This window comes from Bacillus sp. AMCV2 (assembly GCF_056033925.1).
The window spans coordinates 260755-286469 of record NZ_JBVYIB010000002.1; the positions used below are offsets into that span (position 1 = coordinate 260755).

The 25715-nt window shown below is 47.2% G+C and carries 27 protein-coding genes, 1 pseudogene and 1 other annotated feature; of the genes and pseudogenes, 22 read left to right on the top strand and 6 right to left on the bottom strand.

What is annotated here, in order from left to right; genetic code table 11:
- Positions 1–6: 6 nt before the first annotated feature.
- From gucD to AC0OMA_RS01545, 12 genes and pseudogenes are all read left to right on the top strand, one after another.
- Entirely contained in the window at positions 7–1473 is a 1467-nt protein-coding gene (gene gucD, locus AC0OMA_RS01490; protein ID WP_063335990.1) for an alpha-ketoglutaric semialdehyde dehydrogenase GucD, read from the top strand.
- Positions 1474–1557: 84 nt separating this feature from the next.
- Entirely contained in the window at positions 1558–2925 is a 1368-nt protein-coding gene (gene gudP, locus AC0OMA_RS01495) for a glucarate transporter GudP (protein ID WP_003234818.1), read from the top strand.
- A gap of 36 nt (positions 2926–2961) precedes the next feature.
- Positions 2962–4329, top strand: a complete 1368-nt coding sequence (gene gudD, locus AC0OMA_RS01500) for a glucarate dehydratase (protein WP_041340032.1) — start codon at positions 2962–2964, stop codon at positions 4327–4329.
- A gap of 69 nt (positions 4330–4398) precedes the next feature.
- Complete coding sequence (locus AC0OMA_RS01505; protein ID WP_100506649.1) at positions 4399–5100, top strand: FadR/GntR family transcriptional regulator; 702 nt, start codon at positions 4399–4401, stop codon at positions 5098–5100.
- Between the two features lie 91 nt (positions 5101–5191).
- Positions 5192–6723 (top strand): annotated as a pseudogene (garD, locus tag AC0OMA_RS01510) (galactarate dehydratase).
- A 277-nt stretch (positions 6724–7000) separates the two neighbouring features.
- Positions 7001–7921 (top strand): macrolide 2'-phosphotransferase MphK, encoded by a 921-nt coding sequence (gene mphK, locus AC0OMA_RS01515; protein WP_047182023.1) that lies wholly within the window; start codon positions 7001–7003, stop codon positions 7919–7921.
- A 56-nt stretch (positions 7922–7977) separates the two neighbouring features.
- Positions 7978–8225: a binding site (T-box leader), on the top strand.
- Positions 8226–8321: 96 nt separating this feature from the next.
- Positions 8322–8483, top strand: coding sequence for an anti-TRAP regulator (gene rtpA / locus AC0OMA_RS01520; RefSeq protein WP_015382665.1), 162 nt, complete (start codon positions 8322–8324; stop codon positions 8481–8483).
- A gap of 20 nt (positions 8484–8503) precedes the next feature.
- Entirely contained in the window at positions 8504–9442 is a 939-nt protein-coding gene (locus AC0OMA_RS01525; RefSeq protein WP_474221833.1) for a DMT family transporter, read from the top strand.
- A 96-nt stretch (positions 9443–9538) separates the two neighbouring features.
- Entirely contained in the window at positions 9539–10219 is a 681-nt protein-coding gene (ycbL, locus tag AC0OMA_RS01530; RefSeq protein ID WP_100506714.1) for a two-component system response regulator YcbL, read from the top strand.
- Position 10220: 1 nt separating this feature from the next.
- Entirely contained in the window at positions 10221–11156 is a 936-nt protein-coding gene (gene ycbM, locus AC0OMA_RS01535; RefSeq protein WP_181218142.1) for a two-component system sensor histidine kinase YcbM, read from the top strand.
- Positions 11157–11247: 91 nt separating this feature from the next.
- Positions 11248–12171, top strand: a complete 924-nt coding sequence (locus AC0OMA_RS01540) for an ABC transporter ATP-binding protein (protein ID WP_251218046.1) — start codon at positions 11248–11250, stop codon at positions 12169–12171.
- An 18-nt stretch (positions 12172–12189) separates the two neighbouring features.
- A complete protein-coding gene (locus AC0OMA_RS01545) occupies positions 12190–12876 on the top strand; it encodes an ABC transporter permease (protein ID WP_080467383.1) in 687 nt (228 codons plus the stop codon).
- On the opposite strand, the gene AC0OMA_RS01550 is transcribed toward AC0OMA_RS01545, so the two are convergent.
- The gene (locus AC0OMA_RS01550; RefSeq protein ID WP_119122840.1) at positions 12837–12971 is read right to left on the bottom strand and encodes a hypothetical protein; all 135 of its coding nucleotides are present in this window, start codon (positions 12969–12971) and stop codon (positions 12837–12839) included. The two genes, AC0OMA_RS01545 and AC0OMA_RS01550, sit on opposite strands and share 40 nt — an antisense overlap.
- Positions 12931–13317, bottom strand: a complete 387-nt coding sequence (locus AC0OMA_RS01555) for a YndM family protein (RefSeq protein WP_003246313.1) — start codon at positions 13315–13317, stop codon at positions 12931–12933. Before AC0OMA_RS01555 ends, AC0OMA_RS01550 begins: the two co-directional genes overlap by 41 nt.
- 285 nt (positions 13318–13602) lie before the next feature.
- Between AC0OMA_RS01555 and cwlJ the strand changes: the two genes are divergently transcribed.
- From cwlJ to tatC, 6 genes are all read left to right on the top strand, one after another.
- Positions 13603–14031, top strand: a complete 429-nt coding sequence (gene cwlJ / locus AC0OMA_RS01560; RefSeq protein WP_015715185.1) for a cell wall hydrolase CwlJ — start codon at positions 13603–13605, stop codon at positions 14029–14031.
- A gap of 105 nt (positions 14032–14136) precedes the next feature.
- Positions 14137–14868 (top strand): vWA domain-containing protein, encoded by a 732-nt coding sequence (locus AC0OMA_RS01565; RefSeq protein WP_474221834.1) that lies wholly within the window; start codon positions 14137–14139, stop codon positions 14866–14868.
- A gap of 79 nt (positions 14869–14947) precedes the next feature.
- On the top strand, positions 14948–15124 hold the full coding sequence (locus tag AC0OMA_RS01570) for a hypothetical protein (RefSeq protein WP_003234785.1): 177 nt from the start codon (positions 14948–14950) through the stop codon (positions 15122–15124).
- A gap of 18 nt (positions 15125–15142) precedes the next feature.
- A complete protein-coding gene (phoD, locus tag AC0OMA_RS01575) occupies positions 15143–16894 on the top strand; it encodes an alkaline phosphatase PhoD (protein WP_474221835.1) in 1752 nt (583 codons plus the stop codon).
- 12 nt (positions 16895–16906) lie between these two features.
- Positions 16907–17119, top strand: coding sequence for a sec-independent protein translocase protein TatAD (tatAD, locus tag AC0OMA_RS01580; protein WP_003223835.1), 213 nt, complete (start codon positions 16907–16909; stop codon positions 17117–17119).
- Between the two features lie 60 nt (positions 17120–17179).
- On the top strand, positions 17180–17908 hold the full coding sequence (gene tatC, locus AC0OMA_RS01585) for a twin-arginine translocase subunit TatC (protein WP_015382674.1): 729 nt from the start codon (positions 17180–17182) through the stop codon (positions 17906–17908).
- On the opposite strand, the gene pcp is transcribed toward tatC, so the two are convergent.
- Complete coding sequence (gene pcp / locus AC0OMA_RS01590; protein WP_474221836.1) at positions 17905–18552, bottom strand: pyroglutamyl-peptidase I; 648 nt, start codon at positions 18550–18552, stop codon at positions 17905–17907. The genes tatC and pcp overlap by 4 nt on opposite strands.
- Positions 18553–18630: 78 nt before the next feature.
- Between pcp and AC0OMA_RS01595 the strand changes: the two genes are divergently transcribed.
- Positions 18631–19743, top strand: a complete 1113-nt coding sequence (locus AC0OMA_RS01595; RefSeq protein ID WP_474221837.1) for an aminotransferase class V-fold PLP-dependent enzyme — start codon at positions 18631–18633, stop codon at positions 19741–19743.
- 42 nt (positions 19744–19785) lie between these two features.
- Here AC0OMA_RS01595 and lmr(B) read toward each other — a convergent pair whose 3' ends face one another.
- Both lmr(B) and lmrA read right to left on the bottom strand, forming a co-directional pair.
- Positions 19786–21225 carry a lincomycin efflux MFS transporter Lmr(B) gene (lmr(B), locus tag AC0OMA_RS01600; protein WP_063336001.1) on the bottom strand — a complete coding sequence of 480 codons (1440 nt, stop codon included), beginning with the start codon at positions 21223–21225 and terminating at the stop codon, positions 19786–19788.
- A 38-nt stretch (positions 21226–21263) separates the two neighbouring features.
- Positions 21264–21830, bottom strand: coding sequence for a transcriptional regulator LmrA (lmrA, locus tag AC0OMA_RS01605; RefSeq protein WP_063336002.1), 567 nt, complete (start codon positions 21828–21830; stop codon positions 21264–21266).
- Positions 21831–22046: 216 nt separating this feature from the next.
- Here lmrA and ansZ point away from each other — a divergent pair, with 216 nt between their 5' ends.
- Entirely contained in the window at positions 22047–23174 is a 1128-nt protein-coding gene (gene ansZ, locus AC0OMA_RS01610) for an asparaginase AnsZ (RefSeq protein ID WP_251218044.1), read from the top strand.
- A 161-nt stretch (positions 23175–23335) separates the two neighbouring features.
- Positions 23336–23974 carry a lipase LipA gene (gene lipA, locus AC0OMA_RS01615; protein WP_474221838.1) on the top strand — a complete coding sequence of 213 codons (639 nt, stop codon included), beginning with the start codon at positions 23336–23338 and terminating at the stop codon, positions 23972–23974.
- Between the two features lie 38 nt (positions 23975–24012).
- Here lipA and AC0OMA_RS01620 read toward each other — a convergent pair whose 3' ends face one another.
- Positions 24013–24396 carry an RDD family protein gene (locus tag AC0OMA_RS01620; protein WP_015482755.1) on the bottom strand — a complete coding sequence of 128 codons (384 nt, stop codon included), beginning with the start codon at positions 24394–24396 and terminating at the stop codon, positions 24013–24015.
- Positions 24397–24630: 234 nt separating this feature from the next.
- Here AC0OMA_RS01620 and AC0OMA_RS01625 point away from each other — a divergent pair, with 234 nt between their 5' ends.
- Positions 24631–25707: a helix-turn-helix domain-containing protein gene (locus AC0OMA_RS01625; protein ID WP_474221839.1), complete on the top strand. Its 1077-nt coding sequence runs from the start codon at positions 24631–24633 to the stop codon at positions 25705–25707.
- Positions 25708–25715 lie beyond the last annotated feature (8 nt).

The window sequence follows — 25715 nt, forward strand, 5'->3', positions numbered from 1 at the left end:
ATGGGCATGTCTGTGATCACGGAACAAAACACGTACCTCAACTTTATTAACGGAGAGTGGGTTAAGTCTCAATCAGGCGATATGGTCAAGGTCGAAAACCCTGCCGATGTGAATGATATTGTCGGATATGTACAGAATTCAACGGCTGAAGATGTGGAACGTGCCGTCGCCGCCGCCAATGAAGCCAAAACGGCTTGGAGAAAGCTGACGGGTGCCGAGCGCGGCCAATACTTATACAAAACAGCGGATATCATGGAGCAGCGCTTGGAGGAAATCGCCGCCTGCGCAACGCGTGAAATGGGTAAAACATTGCCGGAAGCGAAGGGAGAAACAGCCCGGGGGATTGCCATTCTGCGCTATTACGCCGGAGAGGGCATGCGAAAAACGGGTGACGTCATTCCGTCTACTGACAAAGACGCGCTCATGTTTACCACCCGTGTTCCGCTCGGTGTGGTCGGCGTGATTTCTCCGTGGAACTTCCCAGTGGCGATTCCGATTTGGAAAATGGCGCCGGCATTGGTATACGGCAATACCGTTGTCATCAAACCGGCGACAGAAACAGCTGTGACATGCGCGAAGATCATTGCCTGCTTTGAGGAAGCGGGGCTCCCGGCAGGGGTCATCAATTTGGTGACAGGCCCGGGTTCTGTTGTCGGGCAGGGGCTTGCTGAGCATGACGGTGTAAACGCCGTTACGTTTACCGGTTCAAATCAAGTCGGAAAAATCATCGGGCAAGCCGCTTTAGCGAGGGGAGCCAAATATCAACTTGAGATGGGCGGCAAAAACCCTGTCATCGTAGCCGATGACGCTGACCTTGAAGCTGCGGCAGAAGCTGTCATAACGGGGGCCTTCCGTTCAACCGGCCAGAAATGCACCGCGACAAGCCGTGTCATCGTGCAAAGCGGAATTTATGAGCGCTTTAAAGAAAAACTGCTCCACCGCACAAAAGATATTACAATCGGAGACAGCTTAAAAGAGGATGTCTGGATGGGACCGATTGCCAGCAAGAATCAGCTTGATAACTGCCTGTCATACATTGAGAAAGGCAAACAGGAGGGGGCTTCCCTTTTAATAGGAGGAGAAAAGCTGGAGAACGGAAAGTATCAAAGCGGCTATTATGTTCAGCCTGCCATCTTTGACAATGTGGCATCTGAGATGACAATTGCCCAGGAGGAAATTTTCGGTCCGGTGATCGCCTTGATCAAGGTGGACTCGATGGAGGAGGCGCTGAACATCGCCAATGATGTGAAGTTCGGTTTAAGTGCATCCATCTTCACGGAAAACATCGGCCGAATGCTTTCTTTCATTGATGAAATCGATGCCGGGCTGGTTCGGATCAATGCAGAAAGCGCAGGTGTTGAGCTGCAGGCGCCTTTTGGCGGCATGAAGCAGTCGAGCTCCCACTCCCGAGAACAGGGTGAGGCAGCGAAGGACTTTTTCACAGCGATCAAAACCGTTTTTGTGAAGCCGTAATGGTGCTGGAAAGAGGCGTGCGTCTCTTTCCCAGCTTTATCACAGCCAGCATATGATTCTCTACTTTGAAAAGGAGAAGATACTATGAAAAAAGACTTTGCGAGTGTTACACCGGCGGGCAAAAAAACGTCCGTGCGCTGGTTCATCGTGTTTATGCTGTTTCTTGTGACCTCTATTAACTACGCGGATCGAGCGACGCTTTCCATCACTGGAGATTCCGTCCAGCATGATTTGGGATTGGACTCGGTCGCCATGGGATATGTCTTTTCTGCCTTTGGCTGGGCCTATGTCATCGGACAGCTTCCGGGCGGCTGGCTGCTGGACCGTTTTGGTTCAAAGACTATCATTGCGTTAAGCATCTTTTTCTGGTCGTTTTTTACGCTGCTGCAAGGGGCGATTGGCTTTTTCTCCGCCGGCACAGCGATTATCCTGCTGTTTGCACTGCGTTTTCTGGTTGGTTTATCAGAAGCGCCTTCATTTCCCGGAAACGGCAGAGTTGTTGCCTCATGGTTTCCAAGCTCCGAGCGCGGGACAGCTTCAGCCTTTTTTAATTCAGCACAATACTTCGCAATCGTCATTTTTTCTCCTTTAATGGGCTGGCTTACCCACTCTTTCGGCTGGCATTCCGTCTTCGTTGTCATGGGTATTGCGGGCATTCTTCTGGCTGTCATCTGGCTAAAAACGGTGTATGAACCGAAAAAACACCCAAAGGTTAATGAAGCTGAGCTTGCGTACATCGAACAGGGCGGCGGGCTGATTTCCATGGATGACAGTAAAAGCAAACAAGAAACAGAATCGAAATGGCCGTATATCAAACAGCTGTTAACGAACCGCATGCTGATTGGCGTGTACATCGCGCAATACTGTATTACGACTCTCACCTATTTCTTTCTCACATGGTTTCCGGTATATTTGGTTCAGGCCCGCGGCATGTCTATTCTTGAAGCTGGGTTTGTCGCTTCCCTGCCGGCGCTGTGCGGATTTGCCGGCGGCGTCCTTGGGGGCATTGTGTCAGACATCTTACTCAAAAAAGGCCGTTCACTGACCTTTGCAAGAAAAGTGCCAATCATTGCCGGCATGCTGCTGTCTTGCAGTATGATTGTCTGCAACTATACAGATTCAGCGTGGCTTGTCGTTGTTATTATGTCGCTCGCGTTTTTCGGAAAAGGCTTCGGCGCATTGGGCTGGGCTGTCGTGTCGGACACGTCTCCGAAAGAATGTGCAGGATTAAGCGGCGGTTTGTTCAACACTTTCGGCAATATTGCCTCGATTACAACACCGATTATTATCGGATACATTGTTAATGCCACTGGATCTTTTAATGGCGCGCTTGTGTTTGTCGGCGCTAACGCGATTGCGGCGATCCTCAGCTATTTGCTGCTGGTCGGGCCGATCAAACGGGTCGTGTTAAAGAAACAAGAACAAGACCCCGATCAATCGTTGCCTGTCTAATATTTATGAAAGCGCTTTATAAAGGGAGGAAAATGCATGAGTTCACCGATACAAGAGCAGGTTCAAAAAGAGAAAAGATCGAATATTCCCTCAATTTCTGAAATGAAGGTGATTCCTGTTGCGGGACATGACAGCATGCTGCTGAATCTAAGCGGAGCACACAGCCCGTTTTTTACCCGGAATATCGTAATCTTAACGGACAGCAGCGGAAATCAGGGAGTCGGCGAGGTGCCTGGCGGAGAGCATATTCGCCGCACACTGGAGCTGTCAGAGCCGCTTGTTGTCGGAAAATCTATCGGTGCGTACCAAGCGATATTGCAAACGGTCAGAAAGCAGTTTGGCGATCAGGACAGGGGAGGGCGAGGAAACCAGACGTTTGATTTGCGCACCACTGTGCACGCCGTCACCGCACTGGAAGCGGCTTTGTTAGATTTGCTTGGAAAGTTTCTTCAGGAACCGGTCGCGGCTTTGCTGGGCGAAGGGAAGCAGCGTGATGAAGTAAAAATGCTCGGTTACCTCTTTTACATCGGCGACCGAAAGCGGACGACCTTGCCGTATCAAAGCGATGAGCAGTCAGATTGTGCGTGGTTCCGTCTGCGCCATGAGGAAGCGCTGACGCCGGAGGCCATTGTGCGTCTTGCCGAATCAGCACAGGAGCGCTATGGCTTTCAGGATTTCAAGTTGAAAGGCGGGGTGCTGCGGGGAGAAGAGGAAATCGAAGCTGTTACCGCATTATCGAAACGTTTTCCAGAGGCAAGGATCACTCTTGATCCGAACGGGGCATGGTCATTAGAGGAAGCTATTGCATTATGCAAAGGAAAGCAAGATGTGCTCGCGTATGCGGAAGATCCGTGCGGGGATGAGAATGGCTACTCCGCTCGTGAAGTAATGGCTGAATTCCGCCGTGCGACAGGGCTTCCGACTGCGACAAATATGATTGCGACTGACTGGCGGGAAATGGGTCACGCAATTCAGCTCCATGCGGTGGATATACCGCTGGCTGATCCGCATTTTTGGACGATGCAAGGGTCGGTGCGGGTTGCGCAAATGTGCCATGATTGGGGTTTGACATGGGGCTCGCACTCCAACAACCACTTTGATATTTCCCTTGCGATGTTTACCCATGTGGCAGCAGCGGCTCCGGGGCGGATCACGGCGATTGATACCCATTGGATCTGGCAGGACGGGCAGCGATTAACGAAACAGCCTTTTGAGATTTCTTCTGGCTGTGTCAAGGTGCCGGATAAGCCAGGGCTAGGCGTCGATATTGATATGGAACAAGTGGAAAAAGCGCATGAGATCTACCGGAAAATGAATTTAGGCGCACGGAATGACGCGATCCCAATGCAGTTCCTGATCAGCAACTGGGAATTTGACCGGAAGCGCCCGTGTCTTGTGCGATAAGTTTGTTTGTAAATATTGTCATATCCGCTATTTTGTCTTACAATTGAACAACTGAAGGGAGAGTTGTTCGTGTACGAAGGTTTAGAGGATTTGAAAGTCGATACAGTCAATCGGAAAACATTAGCCAAGCAGGTCATCGAACGGATTGTCCATTTATTATTGAGCGGACAGTTGAGGGCCGGAGACAAATTGCCGACAGAAATGGAACTGATGGACATTTTGCATGTCAGCAGGCCGGTGCTTCGGGAGGCACTCAGTTCACTTGAAACGCTGGGCGTCATTACGAGAAAAACACGAGGGGGCACATATTTCAACGATAAAATCGGCATGCAGCCATTTTCCGTCATGCTTGCCTTGGCCACTGATAATCTTCCGGCTATCATTGAAGCGCGGATGGCGCTAGAACTCGGACTCGTGACAATTGCCGCGGAAAAAATCAATGAGGAAGAGCTTCAGCGCTTGCAGAAGACGATCGACGATATTGCCAACAGCACTGACAATCTTTATGGTGAAGCGGATAAAGAGTTCCATCGAATTATTGCGTTAAGCGCCAATAACCCCGTCGTTGAAGGGATGATTCAGTCCCTGCTGATCACCCATGCGAAAATTGACAGCCAAATTCCGTACAGGGAGAGAGATGTAACGGTCGAATATCACAAAAAAATCTACGACGCCCTTGCCAAAAGAGATCCGTACAAAGCACATTACCACATGTATGAGCATCTGAAATTTGTCCGTGACAAAATTCTAAAAGGAATGGATGAAAAATAATGGTGAGCAACCGCAGTTGAAACGTAAGAGCTGCGGTTTTTTTAAAACCAATTTAGAAAACGCTTACTAAGATATGAGGAGTGATTTTCATATGGCGATGAACCTCAGGAAGAACCAAGCGCCCCTTTACATCAAAGTGCATGAAATAGATAACACCGCGATTATTGTAAATGATGGAGGACTGCCAAAGGGTACAGTTTTCTCATGCGGGCTCGTACTTGAAGAGGATGTTCCTCAAGGCCATAAGGTGGCCCTCACCGATCTCAATCAAGGGGACGAGATCGTGCGTTACGGAGAGGTGATCGGATTTGCTGATGAGACGATCAAACGCGGGAGCTGGATACGGGAAGCCCTCGTGAGGATGCCCGCTCCTCCGGCGTTAGACGATCTTCCTCTCGCAAACAGGGTGCCGCAGCCGCGGCCCCTCTTGAAGGCTACACGTTTGAAGGATACCGAAATGCGGATGGCAGTGCGGGGACAAAAAATATTCTCGGCATCACGACAAGTGTTCAATGTGTTGTTGGCGTTTTGGATTATGCAGTCAAACGAATAAAAGAAGAGCTGCTGCCGAAATACCCAAATGTCGATGACGTTGTGCCGCTGCATCATCAATACGGATGCGGCGTGGCGATCAATGCGCCCGACGCTGTTATTCCGATCCGCACGATTCAAAATCTCGCGAAGCATCCGAACTTCGGCGGAGAAGTAATGGTAATCGGATTGGGATGTGAAAAGCTCCTCCCGGAAAGAATTGCCTCCGAAAATGATGATGACATTCTATCGCTCCAGGATCACCGGGGTTTTGCGGCGATGATCCAATCCATTTTGGAAATGGCGGAGGAACGGTTAATCAGGCTGAACAGCAGAACCCGGGTGTCATGCCCTGTTTCGGATCTGGTTATCGGCCTGCAATGCGGCGGCAGTGATGCGTTTTCCGGCGTGACGGCGAACCCTGCCGTGGGGTATGCGGCTGATTTATTGGTTCGCGCAGGTGCAACGGTTTTGTTTTCTGAAGTGACAGAGGTGCGGGATGCCATTCATTTATTAACGCCGCGGGCTGTCAGTGAAGAGGTCGGACAATCACTGATCAAAGAGATGAAGTGGTATGACAGCTATCTCCGGCGGGGAGACGCAGACCGAAGCGCAAACCCGTCACCAGGCAATAAAAAAGGCGGATTATCCAATGTGGTGGAAAAAGCGTTAGGCTCGGTAGCGAAATCAGGCACAAGCCCCATCTCCGGCGTGCTCGGTCCTGGTGAAAGAGCAGAGCAAAAAGGCCTGCTGTTCGCGGCGACACCGGCAAGCGATTTTGTGTGCGGCACCCTGCAGCTGGCTGCGGGCATGAATCTGCAGGTGTTTACGACAGGGAGGGGAACACCATATGGCCTGGCTGCTGCGCCGGTGCTGAAAGTATCGACGCGGCATTCCTTATCAGAGCATTGGGCAGATTTAATCGATATCAATGCCGGCCGAATCGCGACAGGAGAGGCCAGTATCGAAGATGTAGGCTGGGAAATCTTCAGGACGATTTTGGATGTGGCAAGCGGCCGCAAACAAACGTGGGCAGACCGTTGGGGTCTTCATAATGATTTGTGCTTGTTTAATCCTGCTCCAGTGACTTGATTTATTGTTCTAGTAGATTGAAATTGGAATATGATGTAAAATGATAATCAACAAACAAAGAACGGAGGGGTTCCAGCATGGCATTCATGAGATTCCGAGTGACACGAATTCAATAGTGAACAACTCTCGCCTGAATGCGAGAGAATCGGGATGAATCCGCCTATGTATGAGCCCTTACATGATTATCAAAAAAGAGGGTGGCGTGCCTGCCCTTTTTTGTGCCTTCAAGCATCCCTTCTCTCTACTGCAGGCCGGAGCATGAGAAAGGGGAAATGGGATGACAAACCTTAACGAAAAACAGCTTATCACTGAGATTGTCGGGCTTGCACGCAGCCAAGGTTTGACGGTTCATTCTGAGAACGCGCAATTGAATGAAACCGGAATGGACTTTCAAGTTGTATTTGCCAAGGACGACACAGGTATGCCATGGGTGCTGCGAAAACCGCGGCGAAGTGATGTTGTGGAAAGAGCATCCGCGGAAGGCAGAACGCTTGCCTTTCTCCGCGCGAATCTGACTGCTGATGTGCCGGATTGGAGAATTCACACGCCGGAATTGATCGCTTACCCCATGTTAAAAGGAACGCCGGCGGCCGGGATTGATTTGGAACAAAAGCAATATGTTTGGAATATGAATCATCAGCCGCCGTCAGACGACTTTGTCCGCACACTTGCCGACATACTGGCTGAATTACATGGCACGGATCAAATATCTGCTGGGCAATCCGGAATAGAAGTGATAAGGCCAGAAGATTTCAGGCAAATGACAGCAGACTCTATGGTTGATGTGAAGAATAAGCTTGGCGTATCTACGACGCTTTGGGAAAGATGGCAAAAGTGGATAGATGATGATGCATACTGGCCGGGTTTCTCTTCTTTGATACACGGCGATCTCCACCCGCCGCATATCCTTATCGATCAAAATGGACGTGTCACAGGACTTCTGGATTGGACAGAAGCGAAGGTTGCTGACCCAGCCAAGGATTTTGTTCTTTATCAAACCATTTTCGGAGAAAAAGAAACTGCCCGTTTGCTTGAATACTATGATCAAGCAGGCGGCCGGAAATGGGCCAAAATGCAGGAACACATCTCAGAGATGCAAGCGGCATATCCGCTGGAAATAGCTAAATTCGCTCTGCAAACACAGCAGGAGGAGCACGTCAATATGGCGCTAGAAGCACTCGGTGTAACATCGGATTAAGAATTGACTTCGTTTCATGAACCGAGTATTATAAACTCTACAAATAATAGAACGGATCAACAATCGTGAGGAAGAGCAAGTACGCATCAGAATGGAGGTTCAGAGAGTCGGTGGCAGGTGTGAACCGATCCTCCCCTGATGCCGAATGGGCTTCTGAATTGCTTTGCTGAACGGATAGTAGGCGATGCCGGGTTTCTCTCCCCGTTACCAAGAGAGGAGTATCGAAACATAGGTTTTCTGTACTTAGAGTGAATGGCTGTATAGCTGTTAATAAAGGTGGTACCGCGAGACCCTCGTCCTTTGCATAGGACGGGGGTTTTTGTGTTTCTTAAAGGAGGTGACGGCCAATGGACGATGGCTGGTGGTGGCATAGCAGATGAGTTAGAAAGGAGGATATCAAATGGTCATTGCAACTGATGATCTTGAGGTCGCATGTCCTAAATGTGAAAGAGCGGGAGAAATCAAAGGAACACCTTGCCCGGCCTGCAGCGGCAAAGGTGTTATTCTGACTGCTCAAGGATATACGCTTCTGGATTTTATCCAAAAGCATTTGAATAAGTAAAGGAGAAAAGCTGAGCTGAGATGAGAGCAGAAGAGCAGAGTAAGATTCGTGAGGCCGCAGCAGGTACGATTTTTTTGCTGATCGGAACAGTTTGTTTTGCGTCTAAATCGATTTGGATAAAATGGGCATACCAAATGGGTGCTGAGCCAGATGCCGTGCTGCTATACAGGCAGCTGCTGGCTGTTCCGCTGTTTTGGCTGATTTTTTTAATATACCGACCTCCAATGCCAGACGGTAAGAAAAAAGGAGACCTATGGAAGGCTTGTGGCGCGGGAGTGTTTTGTTTTTTTCTGTCTCCCTTGCTTGATTTTATCGGGCTGAACCATGTATCCGCAATGGTTGAACGTATATTGCTGATGAGCTATCCGTTGTTTGTGTTTGGATTCACCGCGTGTCGTGACCGGAAAATGTCCTCAATTCAGGACCTTTTCGCAGTTCTGGCGGTCATGTTTGGGCTTTTCTTGGCGCTGGGCGGCTGGAATGCTGAGCTTTTCCAGGCGAATATGATTGGAGCTGTATTCATTTTGTTATCTTCGGCGGTCTATGCTGCTTATCTTGTCCTTTCCGGGCATCTCGTCCATCAAATCGGGGGGATCCGTCTCAATGCATACGGGATGACAGCTGCTGGAGCTGCCATGATGCTTTACACAGGGATAAAATCGGCGGCTGGCATGAATACGCCAATGGCAGCATATCCGCTTGCTATGTATGGTTTGTTCGCGGTAATTGCAGTCGTGACCACTGTGATTCCATTTGTGCTAATGCTTGAGGGCATAAAACGAATCGGGGCACAGCGAGCCGCCGCCATTTCAATGGCAGGGCCTATCCTGACGATTTTCTATGGAGCTTTATTTCTCGGTGAACGGCTGGGGCTTATTCAAGTCATTGGATGCGCTGCCGTATTCTTTGTCATTACGGGCATAGAATACAGGAAGCTGAAAACAGGAAAAAAAGAATAATTTTTATAAAACACACACGTTTTTCAATTACAATAAGTGTAATTACGTGTGTGTTTTTTGATTTTGTAAAGGTTAGGTGAGAAGATGCAGCGCATATTGCTTGTAGAAGACGACCACTCAATCAGTGAAATGGTGGATCATTATTTAACAAAAGAAGGCTTTGAAATTGTGCATGCTTTCGACGGAGAAGAGGGCATCCGGCTGTTTCAGCAGGGTTCATACGATTTGGTCCTCCTTGATATCATGCTCCCGAAGCTGAACGGCATGGATTTTCTGAAAATCATCCGGGAAAAAAGCAATATACCGGTCTTAATGATTTCGGCAAAAGACGGTGATGTGGACAAGGCATTGGGACTGGGCTTTGGGGCGGATGATTATATCGCCAAACCGTTTTCGATGATTGAGCTGACAGCCAGAGTAAAAGCCGCGATACGGCGGGCGACGCAATATTCGGCAGAGGAGCCGGCTGTGAATAAGGTGATCCGGATTCACCAGCTTGCGATAGACGTAGACAATGTTTCCGTTTTGAAAAACGGACAACCGCTCCAGCTGACGTCAACAGAATGGCAGCTGCTGTGCTTATTTGCATCAAATCCTAAAAAAGTGTTTACGAAAGAACAAATCTATCGTTCCGTCTGGAATGAAGAGTACTTTGATGATCAGAACATCATTAACGTACATATGCGGCGGCTCAGAGAAAAGATTGAGGATGACCCCTCCTCCCCTCAATATATTAAAACGCTATGGGGCATCGGTTATAAATTAGGAGAGTTTTAGAATGACAGTGCTATGGGTGGCCGCTGTCATCGCTCTGGCGTGTCTGAATGTGATTCAATTCATAATGAAAAAGAAGCGGGACGGGAATCTGGCTTACACGGCTGACCAGCTTAGCTACATGCTCAGCCGGGATTCGGCAGGACAAATTTTGCTTCCTACAGACGATCATGCGCTCAAAGACTTGCTTGTAAACATCAATCTTATCGTTGAGAATCGTCAGCAGATCAGCGCCCAATTTGCCAAAACAGAGCAATCCATGAAGCGGATGCTGACCAATATGTCGCACGACCTGAAAACGCCGTTAACGGTCATTCTCGGTTATATCGAAGCCATTCAAAGTGACCCGAACATGCCGGACGAAGAGCGGGAAAGATTGCTGGGGAAGCTCCGCCAGAAAACAAATGAACTTATTCAGATGATCAATTCCTTTTTTGATTTAGCGAAATTAGAATCTGAAGATAAAGAGATCCCGATCACCAAAGTACATATGAACGACATATGCAAACGAAATATCCTTCACTATTATGACACTGTTCAGTCAAAAGGCTTTCAAGCAGCCATCGATATTCCCGATACGCCGGTGTATGCGCAGGCGAATGAAGAGGCTCTGGACAGAATCCTGCAAAACCTATTGTCCAATGCGATTCAATATGGCGCGGCCGGCAAGTTAATCGGCCTGACGCTGTCTTATGATGAGAGGAACATCGCCATCACCGTATGGGATCGCGGAAAAGGGATTAGTGAAACCGATCAGCAGCGGGTGTTTGAGAGGCTGTACACACTTGAAGAATCCAGAAATAAAGCATTTCAAGGAAGCGGACTGGGTTTAACCATCACAAAACGGCTTATAGAAAAAATGGGAGGCACCATATCCGTCCAAAGCAAGCCGTACGAACGGACTGCATTTACGATCACATTGAAACGCATGACATATTAATCGTAAGAATTTCTTAAGGTTTGAGAAATAAAAATGACAGGGCTCGCCGCTACAATAGAAAACAGGAAAAGAGAGGGAAGGAGCAACAAAGTTGACTTATATCGTACAAACAAACGGACTGACCAAAACGTATCAGGGCAAAGAGGTCGTATCCAATGTCAGCATGCATATTAAAAAAGGTGAAATCTATGGCTTTCTCGGCCCGAACGGCGCGGGGAAAACAACCATTATGAAAATGCTGACGAGCCTTGTCAAACCGACTAGCGGTGAAATCATCATCCTTGGGAACAAGTTCACCCACACGTCATATGAGGTACTGGGGAACATCGGCAGCATGATTGAATATCCGATTTTTTATGAAAACCTGACAGCTGAAGAAAATTTAGATCTGCATTGTGAATATATGGGATACCACAATAAAAAAGCCATACAAGAAGTGCTGGATATGGTGAATTTAAAACAAATCGACAAAAAACCCGTCAAAACCTTTTCCCTCGGGATGAAGCAGCGCCTTGGAATTGCGCGTGCCATCCTCACGAAGCCGGATCTGCTCATTCTGGATGAGCCGGTGAATGGTCTTGACCCTATCGGCATTAAAAAGATCAGGCAATTGTTTCAAGTGCTGAGCAAAGAGTACGGGATGACGCTGCTGATCTCAAGCCACTTGCTGAGTGAAATCGAACAAATTGCGGACACGATCGGCGTCATTCGGGACGGCAGGCTGCTTGAAGAGGTATCAATGGAGGATGTCAGGGGACAGAACACTGAATACATCGAGCTTGTTACATCGAATCAGACAAAGGCCTGCTTCGTTCTTGAGAAAGAGCTGCAATTAACCAACTTTAAAATTTTAAATGAGAAAACAATCCGAATTTACGAAGCCGAAGCCTCACAGGCTTCTATATCCAAAGCGCTGATTTTAAATGATGTAGACATTGAATCATTGAACAGAAAGTATACGTCGCTGGAGGATTATTTTATCAAATTGATCAACGGCAATAGCATCAGTGCGTAAAGGAGGAGAGACACGTTGATGAATTTGATCAGAATCGAATTAAGAAAAATGAAAATGGGCTGGTATATCAGAGGTGCCCTCATTGCCAACGTGATCATTATGGGCTTTATGTGGCTGATCAGTTATTCCGAAAAAGCCGATGGCGGGGTTTCGTTCCAAAGTACGGATGAAGCATTCCTCATCATCGGCACCTTCGTCAGAGCAGTATTTATCGTATTTGGCGCTGTGCTGATCGTAAAATTGGTGATTTCGGAATATAAAAACAAAACCATTCTTGTGATGTTCACGTACCCGATCAGCCGTAAAAAGCTGCTCACCGCTAAGCTCATGATCGCGAGCGGACTGACGTTTATCACGATTTTACTTTCAAATATACTCATAGCCGCTGGTTTCTTTTGGCTGAACTCGATCTACCATTTCATACCGGGAGAGCTTACTTCCGAGATCATTTCTCAACAGGCGGTCAAAATGGCGGTTTTCGCTTTTGGCGCCGCTGGAACCAGTTTAGTTCCCATCTTTTTTGGGATGCGTAGACACTCAGTTCCGGCGACCATCATTTCATCTGTAGTAATTGTGATGCTCATCAGTTCAACAAGTCCGGGCTTCTCGATTTCATCTGTTGTGTATATCCCGTTATCGTTAGCGGCATTCGGATTGTTCTTTTCCTACATGGCGATCAGGAATGCGGACAAGCAGGATGCGTAAACAAAGGCGCCCAATATGTATAAAAGGCCGATGCTGTCAGCACCGGCCTTTCCATTATGAGTCTGTTCTTGTTTCAAGATAATGCTTCTTGCCAATCTCTTTGCTCATCATATAGAAATGGAAGCAATATTCACCGATTGCCATGACGATCGCGCCGAATAAAGCCGCCAATGCAACTTCACCGCCAGTCATCCCCATAGAAAGCGGCATGCCCATCAGCCAAATCACGAGAAAGGCCAAGCCAAAATCAGCCAAAGTTGCAATCATATTATTCCATTTCGGCAATACATAAAGATCGCCCAGCAAATAAGAAATAACCCCTAACACAATCGTCATTAGCAGCGTATCACCAAACGTGAAACCAAAGCCCAGACCAAGCACCAGATACAACACAATAATCGTCATAATACCTTTAATAGCGAGCGCTTTCACATGTGTCATTGCAATTCCTCCTTTTGTCATTTGATTTGTTATGTATAATTCCTCAAATGTAAAAAGTTAAACCTTATTTCTTTTCGGAGGCGGGTGCAAATCTGCTGGGGAGGGGTCAATGATGTGAATCCAGGAATTGAGGCTGCGGCGCTTCGACAGCGGAAACATGAAGCTTGTACCGCACCGGACGCTGCTTTGACGTTAGATGAATGAATTTAAAAACTTCTCTGTCCCTCCGTCATCACTTTTGAAGTAATGAAATATGATGAAAAGAGATGAAGGGGAGGTGACGTGATGGCGGTCGTGAGAGCAACGAGTGCGGATGTTGATTTGATGGCAAGGCTGCTCAGAGCGGAAGCGGAAGGTGAAGGCAAGCAGGGGATGCTGCTTGTCGGCAACGTTGGAATTAATCGGCTGCGGGCGAATTGCTCAGATTTTAAAGGCCTCCGCACCATCAGGCAGATGATTTATCAGCCACACGCGTTTGAGGCTGTGACTCATGGATATTTTTATCAAAGGGCGCGAGATAGCGAGCGTGCCCTTGCACGGCGGTCGATTAACGGTGAAAGACGCTGGCCGGCAAAATTTAGTTTGTGGTACTTCAGGCCGGAGGGGGACTGTCCAGCCCAGTGGTATAACCAGCCGTTTGTGGCCAGATTTAAGTCACACTGCTTTTATCAGCCGACGGCGGAGACGTGTGAAAATGTATATAACACATTTTAGAGACAGGACACCGTTCAAATTGAACGGTGTTTTTCTTTGAAAAGATGCAATGGAAAATATGCCTGTGAGATAATCGAAAAAAAAAGAGTTGACGGAGATGACAGAATGGCAACAATTGACCTGCAAAAGAAAAGTGTAAAGATCGTACTGGAGAAAAAGCAGTTAACGAAGGTGACGGCTCGTGTCGGACTGGTTCTTGATATGACGGGATCGATGAGACCGCTCTACAAAAACGGGACGGTTCAAAATGTGGTGGAGCGGATTTTGGCAGTGGCTGATCAGTTTGATGATAACGGTTTGCTGGATGTATGGGTGTATGATAATGAATTTTCCCGATTAAAGCCAGTTTCAGAAAAGGATTTTTCGGGCTATGTCGATCGTGAAATTTTAAATAATGACAGCTTGCATAAATTCGGCAGAAATGATGAGCCGCCAGTCATGAAGGACGTGCTGCGCAAATATGTTGCGGAGGAACCGAGCTCGTATCCTGCTTTCATTGTTTTTATCAATGACGGGGGCTGTAAAAAGTCAATCAAACCGATAATTGAAGCTTCTTCTGATAAACCGGTGTTCTGGCAGTTTGTCGGCATCGGAAACGGAAACTTTGATTTTCTCAATAAACTAAATACGTTAGAAGGGCGTGTCATTGATAACACGAACTTCCTGCATATCGAAGAGATTGACCGCATTTCTGATGATGAGCTTTATGATGCTCTGCTTGCTGAATTTCCATTTTGGCTGAAAGAAGCGAAGGAAAAAGGGATTGTAAGAGAACAAGAGCCTCCTGCTGAAAAGCCGAAAAAGAAGGGCTTTTTCAGCAGATTGTTTTCGAAATAACTGATAAGGCACTGAGTCATTCTGCGAAATGGCTCGGTGTTTTTGTTTTTTTAAGATCATGTGAAGAAAAATAGTCCGAATGGGCGGCTTGCAAACGACAGGATATGCAGAAAACGCGTCATTCAGCCAGCTTTCGGCATGTTTCAGCGGCAGGCTTGTGAGGGAAGACCTGTTTTTGATGTTCAGCGCTTACAATCGGTTCACACTTCTTCACAGTCGTTTAACAATGATTTCCTATAATGGAGACGATCAATGAGGAGAGAGGGGATCTTGAATGGCATACGACAGACGTTTTGATGAATGGGTACAGAAACTGAAAGAGGAAAGCTTTCAAAACAATACGTTTGACCGCCGTAAATTTATTCAAGGAGCGGGGAAGATTGCAGGACTTTCTCTTGGATTAACGATTGCCCAGTCGGTTGGGGCCTTTGAAGTAAATGCTGCGCCTAAATTCTCAAGCTATCCGTTTACATTAGGGGTAGCGTCAGGTGATCCGCTTTCTGACAGCGTCGTGCTTTGGACACGCCTGGCACCAGATCCGCTGAATGGCGGGGGAATGCCGAAGCAAGCAGTGCCTGTCAAATGGGAGGTCGCAAAGGATGAGCATTTCCGTAAAATCGTAAGAAAAGGCACTGAAATGGCTAAACCGAGTCTTGCCCATTCCGTTCATGTGGAAGCGGACGGGCTTGAGCCAAACAAAGTGTACTATTACCGTTTCAAAACCGGCCATGAACTAAGCCCTGTCGGAAAAACAAAAACACTGCCTGCCCCTGGCGCCAATGTGCCGCAAATGACCTTTGCATTTGCTTCCTGCCAGCAATATGAGCACGGATATTATACGGCCTACAAGCATATGGCAAAGGAAAAGCTTGATCTTGTCTTCCATCTCGGTGATTACATATATGAATACGGCCCAAATGAATATGTATCAAAAACAGGCAATGTCCGCACGCACAACAGCGCGGAAATCATTACGCTGCAAGACTATCGGAACCGTCACGCTCAATACCGTTCTGACGCCAATCTTAAAGCTGCACATGCGGCATTCCCTTGGGTTGTAACTTGGGATGACCATGAAGTTGAAAACAACTATGCCAATAAAATACCTGAAAAAGGACAGTCGGTTGAAGCATTCGTGCTCCGCCGCGCGGCAGCATACCAGGCATACTATGAACATATGCCGCTCCGCATTTCCTCTTTGCCGAATGGCCCAGATATGCAGCTGTACCGGCACTTTACGTACGGAAACCTGGCGTCCTTCAATGTGCTTGATACCCGCCAGTACAGGGACGACCAAGCCAATAACGACGGCAATAAGCCGCCTTCTGATGAATCGCGCAATCCGAATCGGACCCTGCTTGGAAAAGAACAGGAGCAGTGGCTCTTCGACAATTTGGGCAGCTCGACAGCCCACTGGAATGTGCTGGCGCAGCAGATTTTCTTTGCAAAGTGGAATTTCGGGACAAGCGCAAGTCCGATCTACAGCATGGATTCGTGGGACGGCTACCCGGCTCAGCGCGAACGGGTTATCAATTTCATTAAAAGCAAAAATCTGAATAATGTTGTCGTACTGACAGGTGATGTACACGCAAGCTGGGCATCGAATTTGCATGTCGATTTCGAGAAGACAAGTTCAAAAATATTCGGAGCCGAATTTGTTGGAACCTCGATCACATCCGGAGGAAACGGAGCCGATAAGCGAGCGGATACGGACCAAATTTTAAAAGAAAATCCGCACATCAAGTTCTTTAACGACTATCGCGGATATGTCCGCTGTACAGTGACGCCTCACCAGTGGAAAGCCGATTATCGGGTGATGCCGTTTGTGACCGAGCCGGGCGCAGCCATTTCCACGCGGGCTTCATTCGTTTACCAGAAAGACCAAACTGGGTTGAGAAAGGTATCATCCACAACAATCCAAGGCGGGGTGAAGCAATCCGATGAGGTCGAAGAGGATCGTTTCTTTGCGCACAACAAAGCCCACGAAAAACAAATGATTAAGAAGCGGGCAAAAATCACGAATTAAGGAGTGGAAATTATGTTTTCAAACATTGGAATACCGGGCTTGATTCTGATCTTCGTCATCGCCCTCATTATTTTTGGCCCTTCCAAGCTGCCGGAAATCGGGCGTGCCGCCGGACGGACACTGCTGGAATTTAAAAGCGCCACAAAATCACTTGTGTCTGGTGATGAAAAAGAAGAGAAATCAGCTGAGCTGACAGCGGTAAAGCAGGACAAAAACGCGGGCTGAATGCTGATGAGGCAGACACCGGGTCTGCCTCTTTTTTTATGAAAGGGAGGGCTTTTTTGAATGGATAAAAAAGAAACCCATCTGATCGGGCATTTAGAAGAGCTTCGCCGCCGGATTATCGTCACCCTTGCGGCATTTTTACTATTTCTCATCACGGCTTTTTTGTTCGTACAGGACATTTATGACTGGCTGATCAGGGATTTGGATGGAAAGCTGGCTGTGCTTGGGCCGAGTGAAATCCTCTGGGTGTATATGATGCTTTCCGGCATTTGTGCCATTGCAGCTTCTATTCCTGTTGCCGCGTACCAGCTGTGGCGTTTCGTTGCACCGGCGCTGACGAAAACGGAGCGCAAGGTGACGCTCATGTACATACCAGGTTTATTTGCGTTGTTTTTGGCGGGCATCTCCTTCGGATACTTTGTCTTGTTTCCGATCGTGCTCAGCTTTTTGACTCATTTATCCTCCGGCCACTTTGAAACGATGTTTACGGCTGACCGCTACTTTAGGTTTATGGTGAATTTGAGCCTGCCGTTCGGCTTCTTGTTTGAGATGCCCTTGGTGGTGATGTTTTTAACAAGGCTGGGCCTCTTAAATCCTTACAGACTGGCCAAAGCGAGAAAGCTTTCCTATTTTCTGCTGATTGTCGTGTCCATATTGATTACACCGCCTGATTTTATTTCTGATTTTCTCGTGATGATCCCGCTTCTTGTCCTGTTTGAAGTGAGTGTCACCCTATCGGCGTTTGTCTATAAAAAGAGGCTGAGGGAAGAAACAGCGGCGGCCGCTTAGTGCAGCGTACCGCCCGGTGACTTCACATCCTCATCATATTGTGCGGCCGTAACAGCGGCGATTCTCAATGCCCGGACAATCGTGTCCAGGCTGAGGCTCGGCGCTGTTTTGTCGATTGTTTGCTCCGGAATGTAAGGAATATGAATAAAACCGCCGCGAATGCGCGGGGATGTCCGGCTAATGTGATCCATTAACCCGTAGAACAAATAGTTGCATACAAAGGTCCCCGCTGTGTAGGAAACCGCAGCTGGAATGCCGTGTTCCTTCATCTTAGCAGTCATTCGTTTCACGGGAAGCCCTGTCCAGTAAGCGGCGGGTCCGTCTGGAGAAATCTCTTCATCAATCGGCTGCTGTCCTTCGTTATCGGGGATTCGCGCATCTGCAAGGTTGATCGCCACTCGTTCCGGTGTAATCTGCATCCGTCCTCCTGCTTGGCCGACACAAATCACGATATCTGGCTGATGTTTTTGAATGGCTTGGCGCAGAGTGTCCAGAGCGGATCTAAAGACAGTAGGAATTTGTTCCGCTGTAATGATTGCTTCTTCCGTCTCGAAACCATTAAGCCGTTTCGCCGCTTCCCATGATGGATTGACGGTTTCTTTGTCAAAAGGGTCAAAGCCAGTGATCAGCACTTTTTTTCTCATTCTCCCATCTCCTTTTTCTTTTATTCTATTGTTTATTTATGGGTTTTTCATCAAAATAATGTAAAGGAGTGAATCATAATGGAGCATTTGCCGCAGCAGTATCGTCATTTATTCCCAACCTTGCAGACGCATACGATGCTTGCCAGCTGTTCTCAGAGCGCATTGGCAGAGTCAGTATCAAGGGCGATCCAGGATTATCATGATAGCCTGCTGTATATGGGGACGAACTGGAAAGAAGCGATCGAAAAAACAGAGTTTGCGAGAAACGAGTTTGCAAAGCTGATCGGGGCTGAACCGGATGAAGTGGCGATTGTGCCGTCAGTTTCTGATGCGCTGGTTTCTGTAGCATCGTCCTTAACTGCATTTGGAAAGAAGCACGTTGTATATACAGATATGGATTTTCCGGCGGTGCCTCATGTTTGGCAGGCACACTCCGATTATACCGTATCCGTCATTCCATCAATAGACGGCGTGCTGCCGCTTGAACAGTATGAAACGCATATTTCGGATGAAACAGTACTGACGTGTGTTCCTCACGTTCATTATCGTGACGGCTATGTTCAGGATATAAAAGCGATTGCCGAGATTTCTCAGAGAAAGGGCTCTTTATTGTTTGTAGATGCTTATCAATCAGCCGGGCATATTCCCATTGATGTGAAGGAATGGGGCGTAGATATGCTGGCAGCAGGCACCCGGAAGTATTTGCTCGGCATACCGGGTGTGGCGTTTCTTTATGTGAGAAAGGAGCTGGCTGACGCACTGAAGCCGAAAGCATCAGCTTGGTTCGGCAGAGAGAACGGATTTGATGGGGTTTATGCAAAAGACGCGCGTCGTTTTCAAACGGGCACCCCAGCTTTTATCAGCGTATACGCAGCTGCAGCGGCTTTATCGCTGCTGAATCATATTGGGGTTTCTCATATCCGGGATCATGTGAAAACGATCTGTGCCGATGCAGTTCAATATACCGCTGAAAAAGGCCTGAAGCTGGCGGCAGGACAAGAGGGGATTCAGCCGGGCATGGTTGCGATCCGGGATGAGCGGGCATCGGAAACGGCGGCGTTGCTGAAGAAGAAAAAAGTGATTTGCGCGCCGCGGGACAATGTTATCCGTCTCGCTCCCCATTTTTATAATACGAAGGAGGAAATGCGGCACGCGATTGATGAAATCGCGGCGAAAATGGTCTATAAGTAAACATAGAAAAACCCCTGAACACTAGGTCAGGGGTTTTTCATATTAATGATCTACCTTCACGCGCTTCATAAAGAAAGCGCCAATTAAACCGATAATGGCAACAATCATTGCAAACACAAATGCGTGCTGTACACCCGCTGTCAAAGCTTGCGGGATGACTGCCGGATCGGCAGGGTTTTTAACTGTACTCATATAATCATGCTGGCCTGCAGCCATAATGCTGACCGCAACCGCTGTTCCGATAGCGCCGGCCATTTGCTGCAGCGTGTTCATAATGGCGGTGCCGTCTGGATAAAATTCGCGCGGCAGTTGGTTTAAACCGTTTGTCTGTGCAGGCATCATGATCATAGAAATCCCGATCATCAAGCAGGTGTGCAGGATGATAATCAGCACAGCCGTTGAAGTGGTCGTGACATTTGAGAAGAACCATAGTACAACGGTGACAATCACAAATCCCGGAATGACAAGCCATTTCGGCCCGTATTTATCGAACAAGCGGCCTGTAACAGGGGACATAAATCCATTTAAAATACCGCCCGGCAAGAGAACAAGACCAGCTGCAAATGCAGTCAGGACTAAGCCGCCTTGCAGATACATCGGCAGAAGCAGCATAGATGACAGAATGACCATCATACAAATGAACACCATGATCACACCCAAAATAAACATCGGGTATTTGAACGCACGGAGGTTCATCATCGGCTGCTTCATTGTCAGCTGGCGGATTGAAAATAGGATAAGGCCGACAACGCCGACAATCAGCGACACGATAACAGTCGGGCTGGACCATCCCCCGGAGCCTTCACCCGCGTTGCTGAATCCGAACACAATGCCGCCGAAGCCAATCGTCGACAGGATGATAGACAATACATCGATTTTCGGCTTTGTCGTTTCAGATACATTCTGCATATATGCGATACCGAAAACAAGCGCCAGCACAAGGAATGGAAGAGAGATCCAGAAAATCCAGTGCCAGTTGAGATGCTCCAGAACCAATCCTGAGAAAGTTGGGCCGATGGCGGGCGCGAACATAATGACAAGACCGATCGTTCCCATTGCGGCGCCCCGTTTATGAGGCGGGAAAATCACCAAGATTGTGTTAAACATTAGGGGCAGTAAAAGACCGGTTCCAAGTGCCTGAACGATCCTTGCCGCTAATAAAAACGAGAAGCTCGGCGCAAGCGCCGCAATGAATGTACCTAAAATTGAAAAGATAAGTGACACGGTAAAAAGCTGTCTTGTTGTGAACCACTGCAACAGCAGTCCTGAAACAGGAACAAGGATACCGAGTACGAGCAGGTAGCCCGTCGTTAACCATTGGACGGTTGCCGCTGTAATGTTCAATTCCTTCATAAGGTCGGTTAACGCAATATTCAGCGCTGTTTCACTGAACATGCCGATAAAACCGGCCAACAGCAAGGAAATCATAATCGGCATCACTTTGTATTGCTGAGATGCTTTAGCTGTTGTTTCCAAAATTATTTCCCCTCTCTATCAACTGCATGTAGTATGTCGTTTTTTTATCTCTTCAGCAGGTCAGGAATGCAGCTGGAGATATGAAGGAGCGGCGTACTGTTTTTTGCCGTCAAAGATAAAAGGATGCCGCCTTCAATCATCGCATTAACCACAGTGCTGGCTTCTTTTGCACGGCTCTCGCTGCAGCCAGTCTGCCGCAGTTTTTCCTCATACACAGAGGCCCATTCTTTGTAGGCTTCATGACAGGCTTCGCGCAACGGTTCGCTTTTCAATGACGTCTCAGCCGCTAGCAAGCCCACAGGCAAGCCTTCAATGTCTTCCGTACATGAAAACTGGCAGGAGAGCTCCTTCAAAAAGGCTTGAATGCCTTCCGCTGGATCGGTGTAGGCTTCCATGCAGTCCGCGATTTTCTGACGGATATACTCCTTCATCTCATTCACGGCTTCCATCGCAAGCTGTTCTTTACCCCCGGGAAAGTGGTAGTAAAGAGAGCCTTTAGGCGCGCCGCTTTCCTTTATAATCTGGTTCAGCCCCGTGCCGTAATACCCTTGCAGCTGAAAAAGCCGGGTAGCTGCCGAAAGGATTTTCTCACGGGAATCTCCATAACTCATAACATTCCCACCTTACTGAATTGCAATCAAAAATATAGTGACTGGTCTATTATCTTGATTCAATCATCAATTGTCAAGAAAAAATCATTGTATGAAAAGACAAAAAAAGAAGGATATGACAACAAAAAATACTGAGAGAAAAGCTGACTGATCTTTTGACTGAATAGATAAAATATTCAAAGATTAATCATCATATGGATGCAAGGAGAGAAATAGATGAAAAAACAACGAATGCTCGTACTTTTTACCGCACTATTGTTTGTTTTTACCGGATGTTCACATTCTCCTGAAACAAAAGAATCCCCGAAAGAAAAAACGCAGACACAAAAAGTCTCTTCGGCTTCTGCCTCTGAAAAAAAGGATCTGCCGAATATTAGAATTTTAGCGACAGGAGGCACGATAGCTGGTGCCGATCAATCGAAAACCTCAACAACTGAATATAAAGCAGGTGTTGTCGGCGTTGAATCACTGATCGAGGCAGTTCCAGAAATGAAGGACATTGCAAACGTCAGCGGCGAGCAGATTGTTAACGTCGGCAGCACAAATATTGATAATAAAATATTGCTGAAGCTGGCGAAACGCATCAACCACTTGCTCGCTACAGATGATGTAGACGGAATCGTCGTGACTCATGGAACAGATACATTGGAGGAAACCGCTTATTTTTTGAATCTTACCGTGAAAAGTGATAAACCGGTTGTTATTGTCGGTTCGATGAGACCTTCCACAGCCATCAGCGCTGATGGGCCTTCTAACCTGTACAATGCAGTGAAAGTGGCAGGTGCACCTGTGGCAAAAGGGAAAGGGACGCTTGTTGTTCTAAACGACCGGATTGCCTCAGCCCGATATGTCACCAAAACAAACACAACCACAACAGATACATTTAAATCAGAAGAAATGGGCTTCGTCGGAACAATTGCAGATGATATCTATTTTAATAATGAGATTACCCGTAAGCATACGAAGGACACGGATTTCTCGGTTTCTAATCTTGATGAACTGCCGCAGGTTGACATTATCTATGGATACCAAAATGACGGAAGCTACCTGTTTGACGCTGCTGTAAAAGCCGGAGCAAAGGGGATTGTATTTGCCGGTTCTGGGAACGGGTCTTTATCTGATGCAGCCGAAAAAGGGGCGGACAGCGCAGTCAAAAAAGGCGTCACAGTGGTGCGCTCTACCCGCACGGGAAATGGTGTCGTCACACCAAACCAAGACTATGCGGAAAAGGACCTGCTGGCATCGAACTCTTTAAACCCCCAAAAAGCACGGATGTTGCTGATGCTTGCGCTTACCAAAACAAATGATCCTCAAAAAATCCAAGCTTATTTCAATGAGTATTGAAGAAAAGAAGGCGAATAAGCCTTCTTTTTTTGGCTTTTTAGGACCAATAATGACCTCTGAATCTTAAAATTTCTTTAAAAATAAGCCAAAATTACCCTTTACTTAATTAATTTGGTAACGTAATATAATTGGAGAATTTGTTACAAAAAAAGGAGGATATTATGAAATTTGTAAAAAGTAAGTTCATTGCACTTGTAACAATTTTGATGCTGTCTGTTACATCGCTGTTTGCGTTGCAGCCGTCAGCAAAAGCCGCTGAACACAATCCAGTCGTTATGGTTCACGGTATTGGAGGGGCATCATTCAATTTTGCGGGAATTAAGAGCTATCTCGTATCTCAGGGCTGGTCGCGGGACAAGCTGTATGCAGTTGATTTTTGGGACAAGACAGGGACAAATTATAACAATGGCCCGGTATTATCACGATTTGTGCAAAAGGTTTTAGATGAAACGGGTGCGAAAAAAGTGGATATTGTCGCTCACAGCATGGGGGGCGCGAACACACTTTACTACATAAAAAATCTGGACGGCGGAAATAAAGTTGAAAACGTCGTGACGCTTGGCGGCGCCAATCGTTTGACGACAGGCAAGGCGCTTCCGGGAACAGATCCAAATCAAAAGATTTTATACACATCCATTTACAGCAGTGCCGATATGATTGTCATGAATTATTTATCAAGATTAGACGGTGCTAGAAACGTTCAAATCCATGGCGTTGGACACATCGGCCTTCTGTACAGCAGCCAAGTCAACAGCCTGATTAAAGAAGGACTGAACGGCGGGGGCCAGAATACAAACTAATGAGATCAAATAACCTTGAAGAGTTCTATTCTTCAAGGTTATTCTGCTTTCAGCACAATGGTTTTCGCCGCCATATCATGAACGGTTTGTTTTTTCTTCGTAAATGCGGCAGTCAAATAGATCAGGCGGGAGAACACATGCACCCACGCTATGATGTAACGGACAATCGCCTGTAGGAAAGAAATTTTCTCGTGTGTTTCGTCTCTTACGATTTGCAGCCCGATGATTTTTTTGCCCAGTGTGCCCTTCCAATTTGTCAGCGGCATCAGCAAAGGATACACAATCAGCATCAATATGGCGACAATAATGACACCAGCGGACCCATCGCCAAACGTAAATCCGGCTGCCAAAATCACTGCTGCGGCAATGATCACGTCAAGTACAAGAGCGCAGGCGCGCAGCATAAAACCAGCTAGTTCCAACTTAAACACTCCTTAAAATTTTAGATAAACACCTAATGATTGTAAAAAAGAAGGGCCTAAAGTGGGAATAGGTGATAAGCCTTAAATCACAAAAGTTGGTGAAAATGTCATAGGTAAATTGGCATAATCAGCCAGCTTATCACATTACCAAATTCTTTTTTAGCCCGAAACCAAGCCCTCAGAAGTTATTTTTGTTAAAATAGAAAAGTTACAACAGAATTCGGAGGGTTTATTGTGGGAAAAGTGAAACGAAATGCCCCTTGCCCATGCGGCAGCGGCAAGAAATATAAAAAATGCTGCGGAAGTAAAGTTGTCGACTTCCCGGCGGAACTAGCGGCAAAAGAAGCGAAACAAATTCAGGAAGACTTAGTGGAGTATGCCTTCACAGTACATAGAGAAAGCATTTCAGGCTTTATCAACCAGCATGATTTTCTTTCTGCTATGGACAGACAGACGAAAGACATCAGCGTATTTAACTTAGGAATCTGGGGAATCTTCTTCCACCCGCTTGCTGGTGAGAAGACAATCTTCGAAGAGTACCTTCAGAAAAAAGGCGATTCGATCACTCGTCCGAAAACGCGTGAGATCGTAGAATCATGGCAGAGCATGACGCCTGCTTTATTGCTGCTGAAGGACCTGAAGGAAGGCATCATTCACTTTGAAGATGTCATTACGGCAAAACAATTCGAAGTGGAAATGGACGCCAGCAATCAAGACCTTCCTCCAGTGGGAAGCCTGATTCTTGGATACCCAATCCACGAAGCGGAAAAAGCAGAATTCTTCATGCAGTTCACGATCTTCCCGGTGAAGAGAACAGAAGCGCTGATCAGCAAGGTGAAGAAATATGCGGATGCCGCTGTGAAGGACGGCAAAACGCCGGAGGACTTCATGAAGCAGGAATTCAACAACGTTCTGTTCGCGTTGTTAGCTGAGAAAGATGAAGAGCCACAAGCAGAGAAAGCGGAAGTAAGCACTGTTGAGTGGGCAAACGACTTGGAGAAAGAAACCGCTGTGGCTATTGAAGAAGGCATGAGCGGTGAAGAGTATCCGACTGAATTGATCCCAGCTGTTATTGACATCTGGAAAACATTCTGCGAGAAAAAATCACCTGTCATCAGAAAGCCCGAAGCTTTTGCGGCGGCAGTTGAATATTATGTAAACGCGATTTCTCTTAACGGCGCGTCCGTTTCTCAAGCTAAACTGGCGAAAAAATACGGCGTCAGCGCATCAACGATTTCCAGCCGTTACAAAGAAATTGAAAGCACGCTGCAGGATGAAGCGGATCGTTTTGCACAAGCGTTATCCTCATAATGAAAAAA

Excerpts from the sequence above, each read along its gene's own strand:
- AC0OMA_RS01555 (WP_003246313.1), bottom strand. The coding sequence starts at position 13,317 with ATGACACATGTGAAAGCGCTCGCTATTAAAGGTATTATGACGATTATT.
- pcp (WP_474221836.1), bottom strand. The coding sequence starts at position 18,552 with ATGAGAAAAAAAGTGCTGATCACTGGCTTTGACCCTTTTGACAAAGAA.
- rtpA (WP_015382665.1), top strand. The coding sequence starts at position 8,322 with ATGGTCATTGCAACTGATGATCTTGAGGTCGCATGTCCTAAATGTGAA.
- lipA (WP_474221838.1), top strand. The coding sequence starts at position 23,336 with ATGAAATTTGTAAAAAGTAAGTTCATTGCACTTGTAACAATTTTGATG.
- gudD (WP_041340032.1), top strand. The coding sequence starts at position 2,962 with ATGAGTTCACCGATACAAGAGCAGGTTCAAAAAGAGAAAAGATCGAAT.
- gudP (WP_003234818.1), top strand. The coding sequence starts at position 1,558 with ATGAAAAAAGACTTTGCGAGTGTTACACCGGCGGGCAAAAAAACGTCC.
- AC0OMA_RS01565 (WP_474221834.1), top strand. The coding sequence starts at position 14,137 with ATGGCAACAATTGACCTGCAAAAGAAAAGTGTAAAGATCGTACTGGAG.
- tatC (WP_015382674.1), top strand. The coding sequence starts at position 17,180 with ATGGATAAAAAAGAAACCCATCTGATCGGGCATTTAGAAGAGCTTCGC.
- mphK (WP_047182023.1), top strand. The coding sequence starts at position 7,001 with ATGACAAACCTTAACGAAAAACAGCTTATCACTGAGATTGTCGGGCTT.
- tatAD (WP_003223835.1), top strand. The coding sequence starts at position 16,907 with ATGTTTTCAAACATTGGAATACCGGGCTTGATTCTGATCTTCGTCATC.
- gucD (WP_063335990.1), top strand. The coding sequence starts at position 7 with ATGTCTGTGATCACGGAACAAAACACGTACCTCAACTTTATTAACGGA.
- AC0OMA_RS01595 (WP_474221837.1), top strand. The coding sequence starts at position 18,631 with ATGGAGCATTTGCCGCAGCAGTATCGTCATTTATTCCCAACCTTGCAG.
- AC0OMA_RS01570 (WP_003234785.1), top strand. The coding sequence starts at position 14,948 with ATGGGCGGCTTGCAAACGACAGGATATGCAGAAAACGCGTCATTCAGC.
- cwlJ (WP_015715185.1), top strand. The coding sequence starts at position 13,603 with ATGGCGGTCGTGAGAGCAACGAGTGCGGATGTTGATTTGATGGCAAGG.
- phoD (WP_474221835.1), top strand. The coding sequence starts at position 15,143 with ATGGCATACGACAGACGTTTTGATGAATGGGTACAGAAACTGAAAGAG.
- ansZ (WP_251218044.1), top strand. The coding sequence starts at position 22,047 with ATGAAAAAACAACGAATGCTCGTACTTTTTACCGCACTATTGTTTGTT.
- ycbM (WP_181218142.1), top strand. The coding sequence starts at position 10,221 with ATGACAGTGCTATGGGTGGCCGCTGTCATCGCTCTGGCGTGTCTGAAT.
- AC0OMA_RS01545 (WP_080467383.1), top strand. The coding sequence starts at position 12,190 with ATGAATTTGATCAGAATCGAATTAAGAAAAATGAAAATGGGCTGGTAT.
- lmrA (WP_063336002.1), bottom strand. The coding sequence starts at position 21,830 with ATGAGTTATGGAGATTCCCGTGAGAAAATCCTTTCGGCAGCTACCCGG.
- AC0OMA_RS01525 (WP_474221833.1), top strand. The coding sequence starts at position 8,504 with ATGAGAGCAGAAGAGCAGAGTAAGATTCGTGAGGCCGCAGCAGGTACG.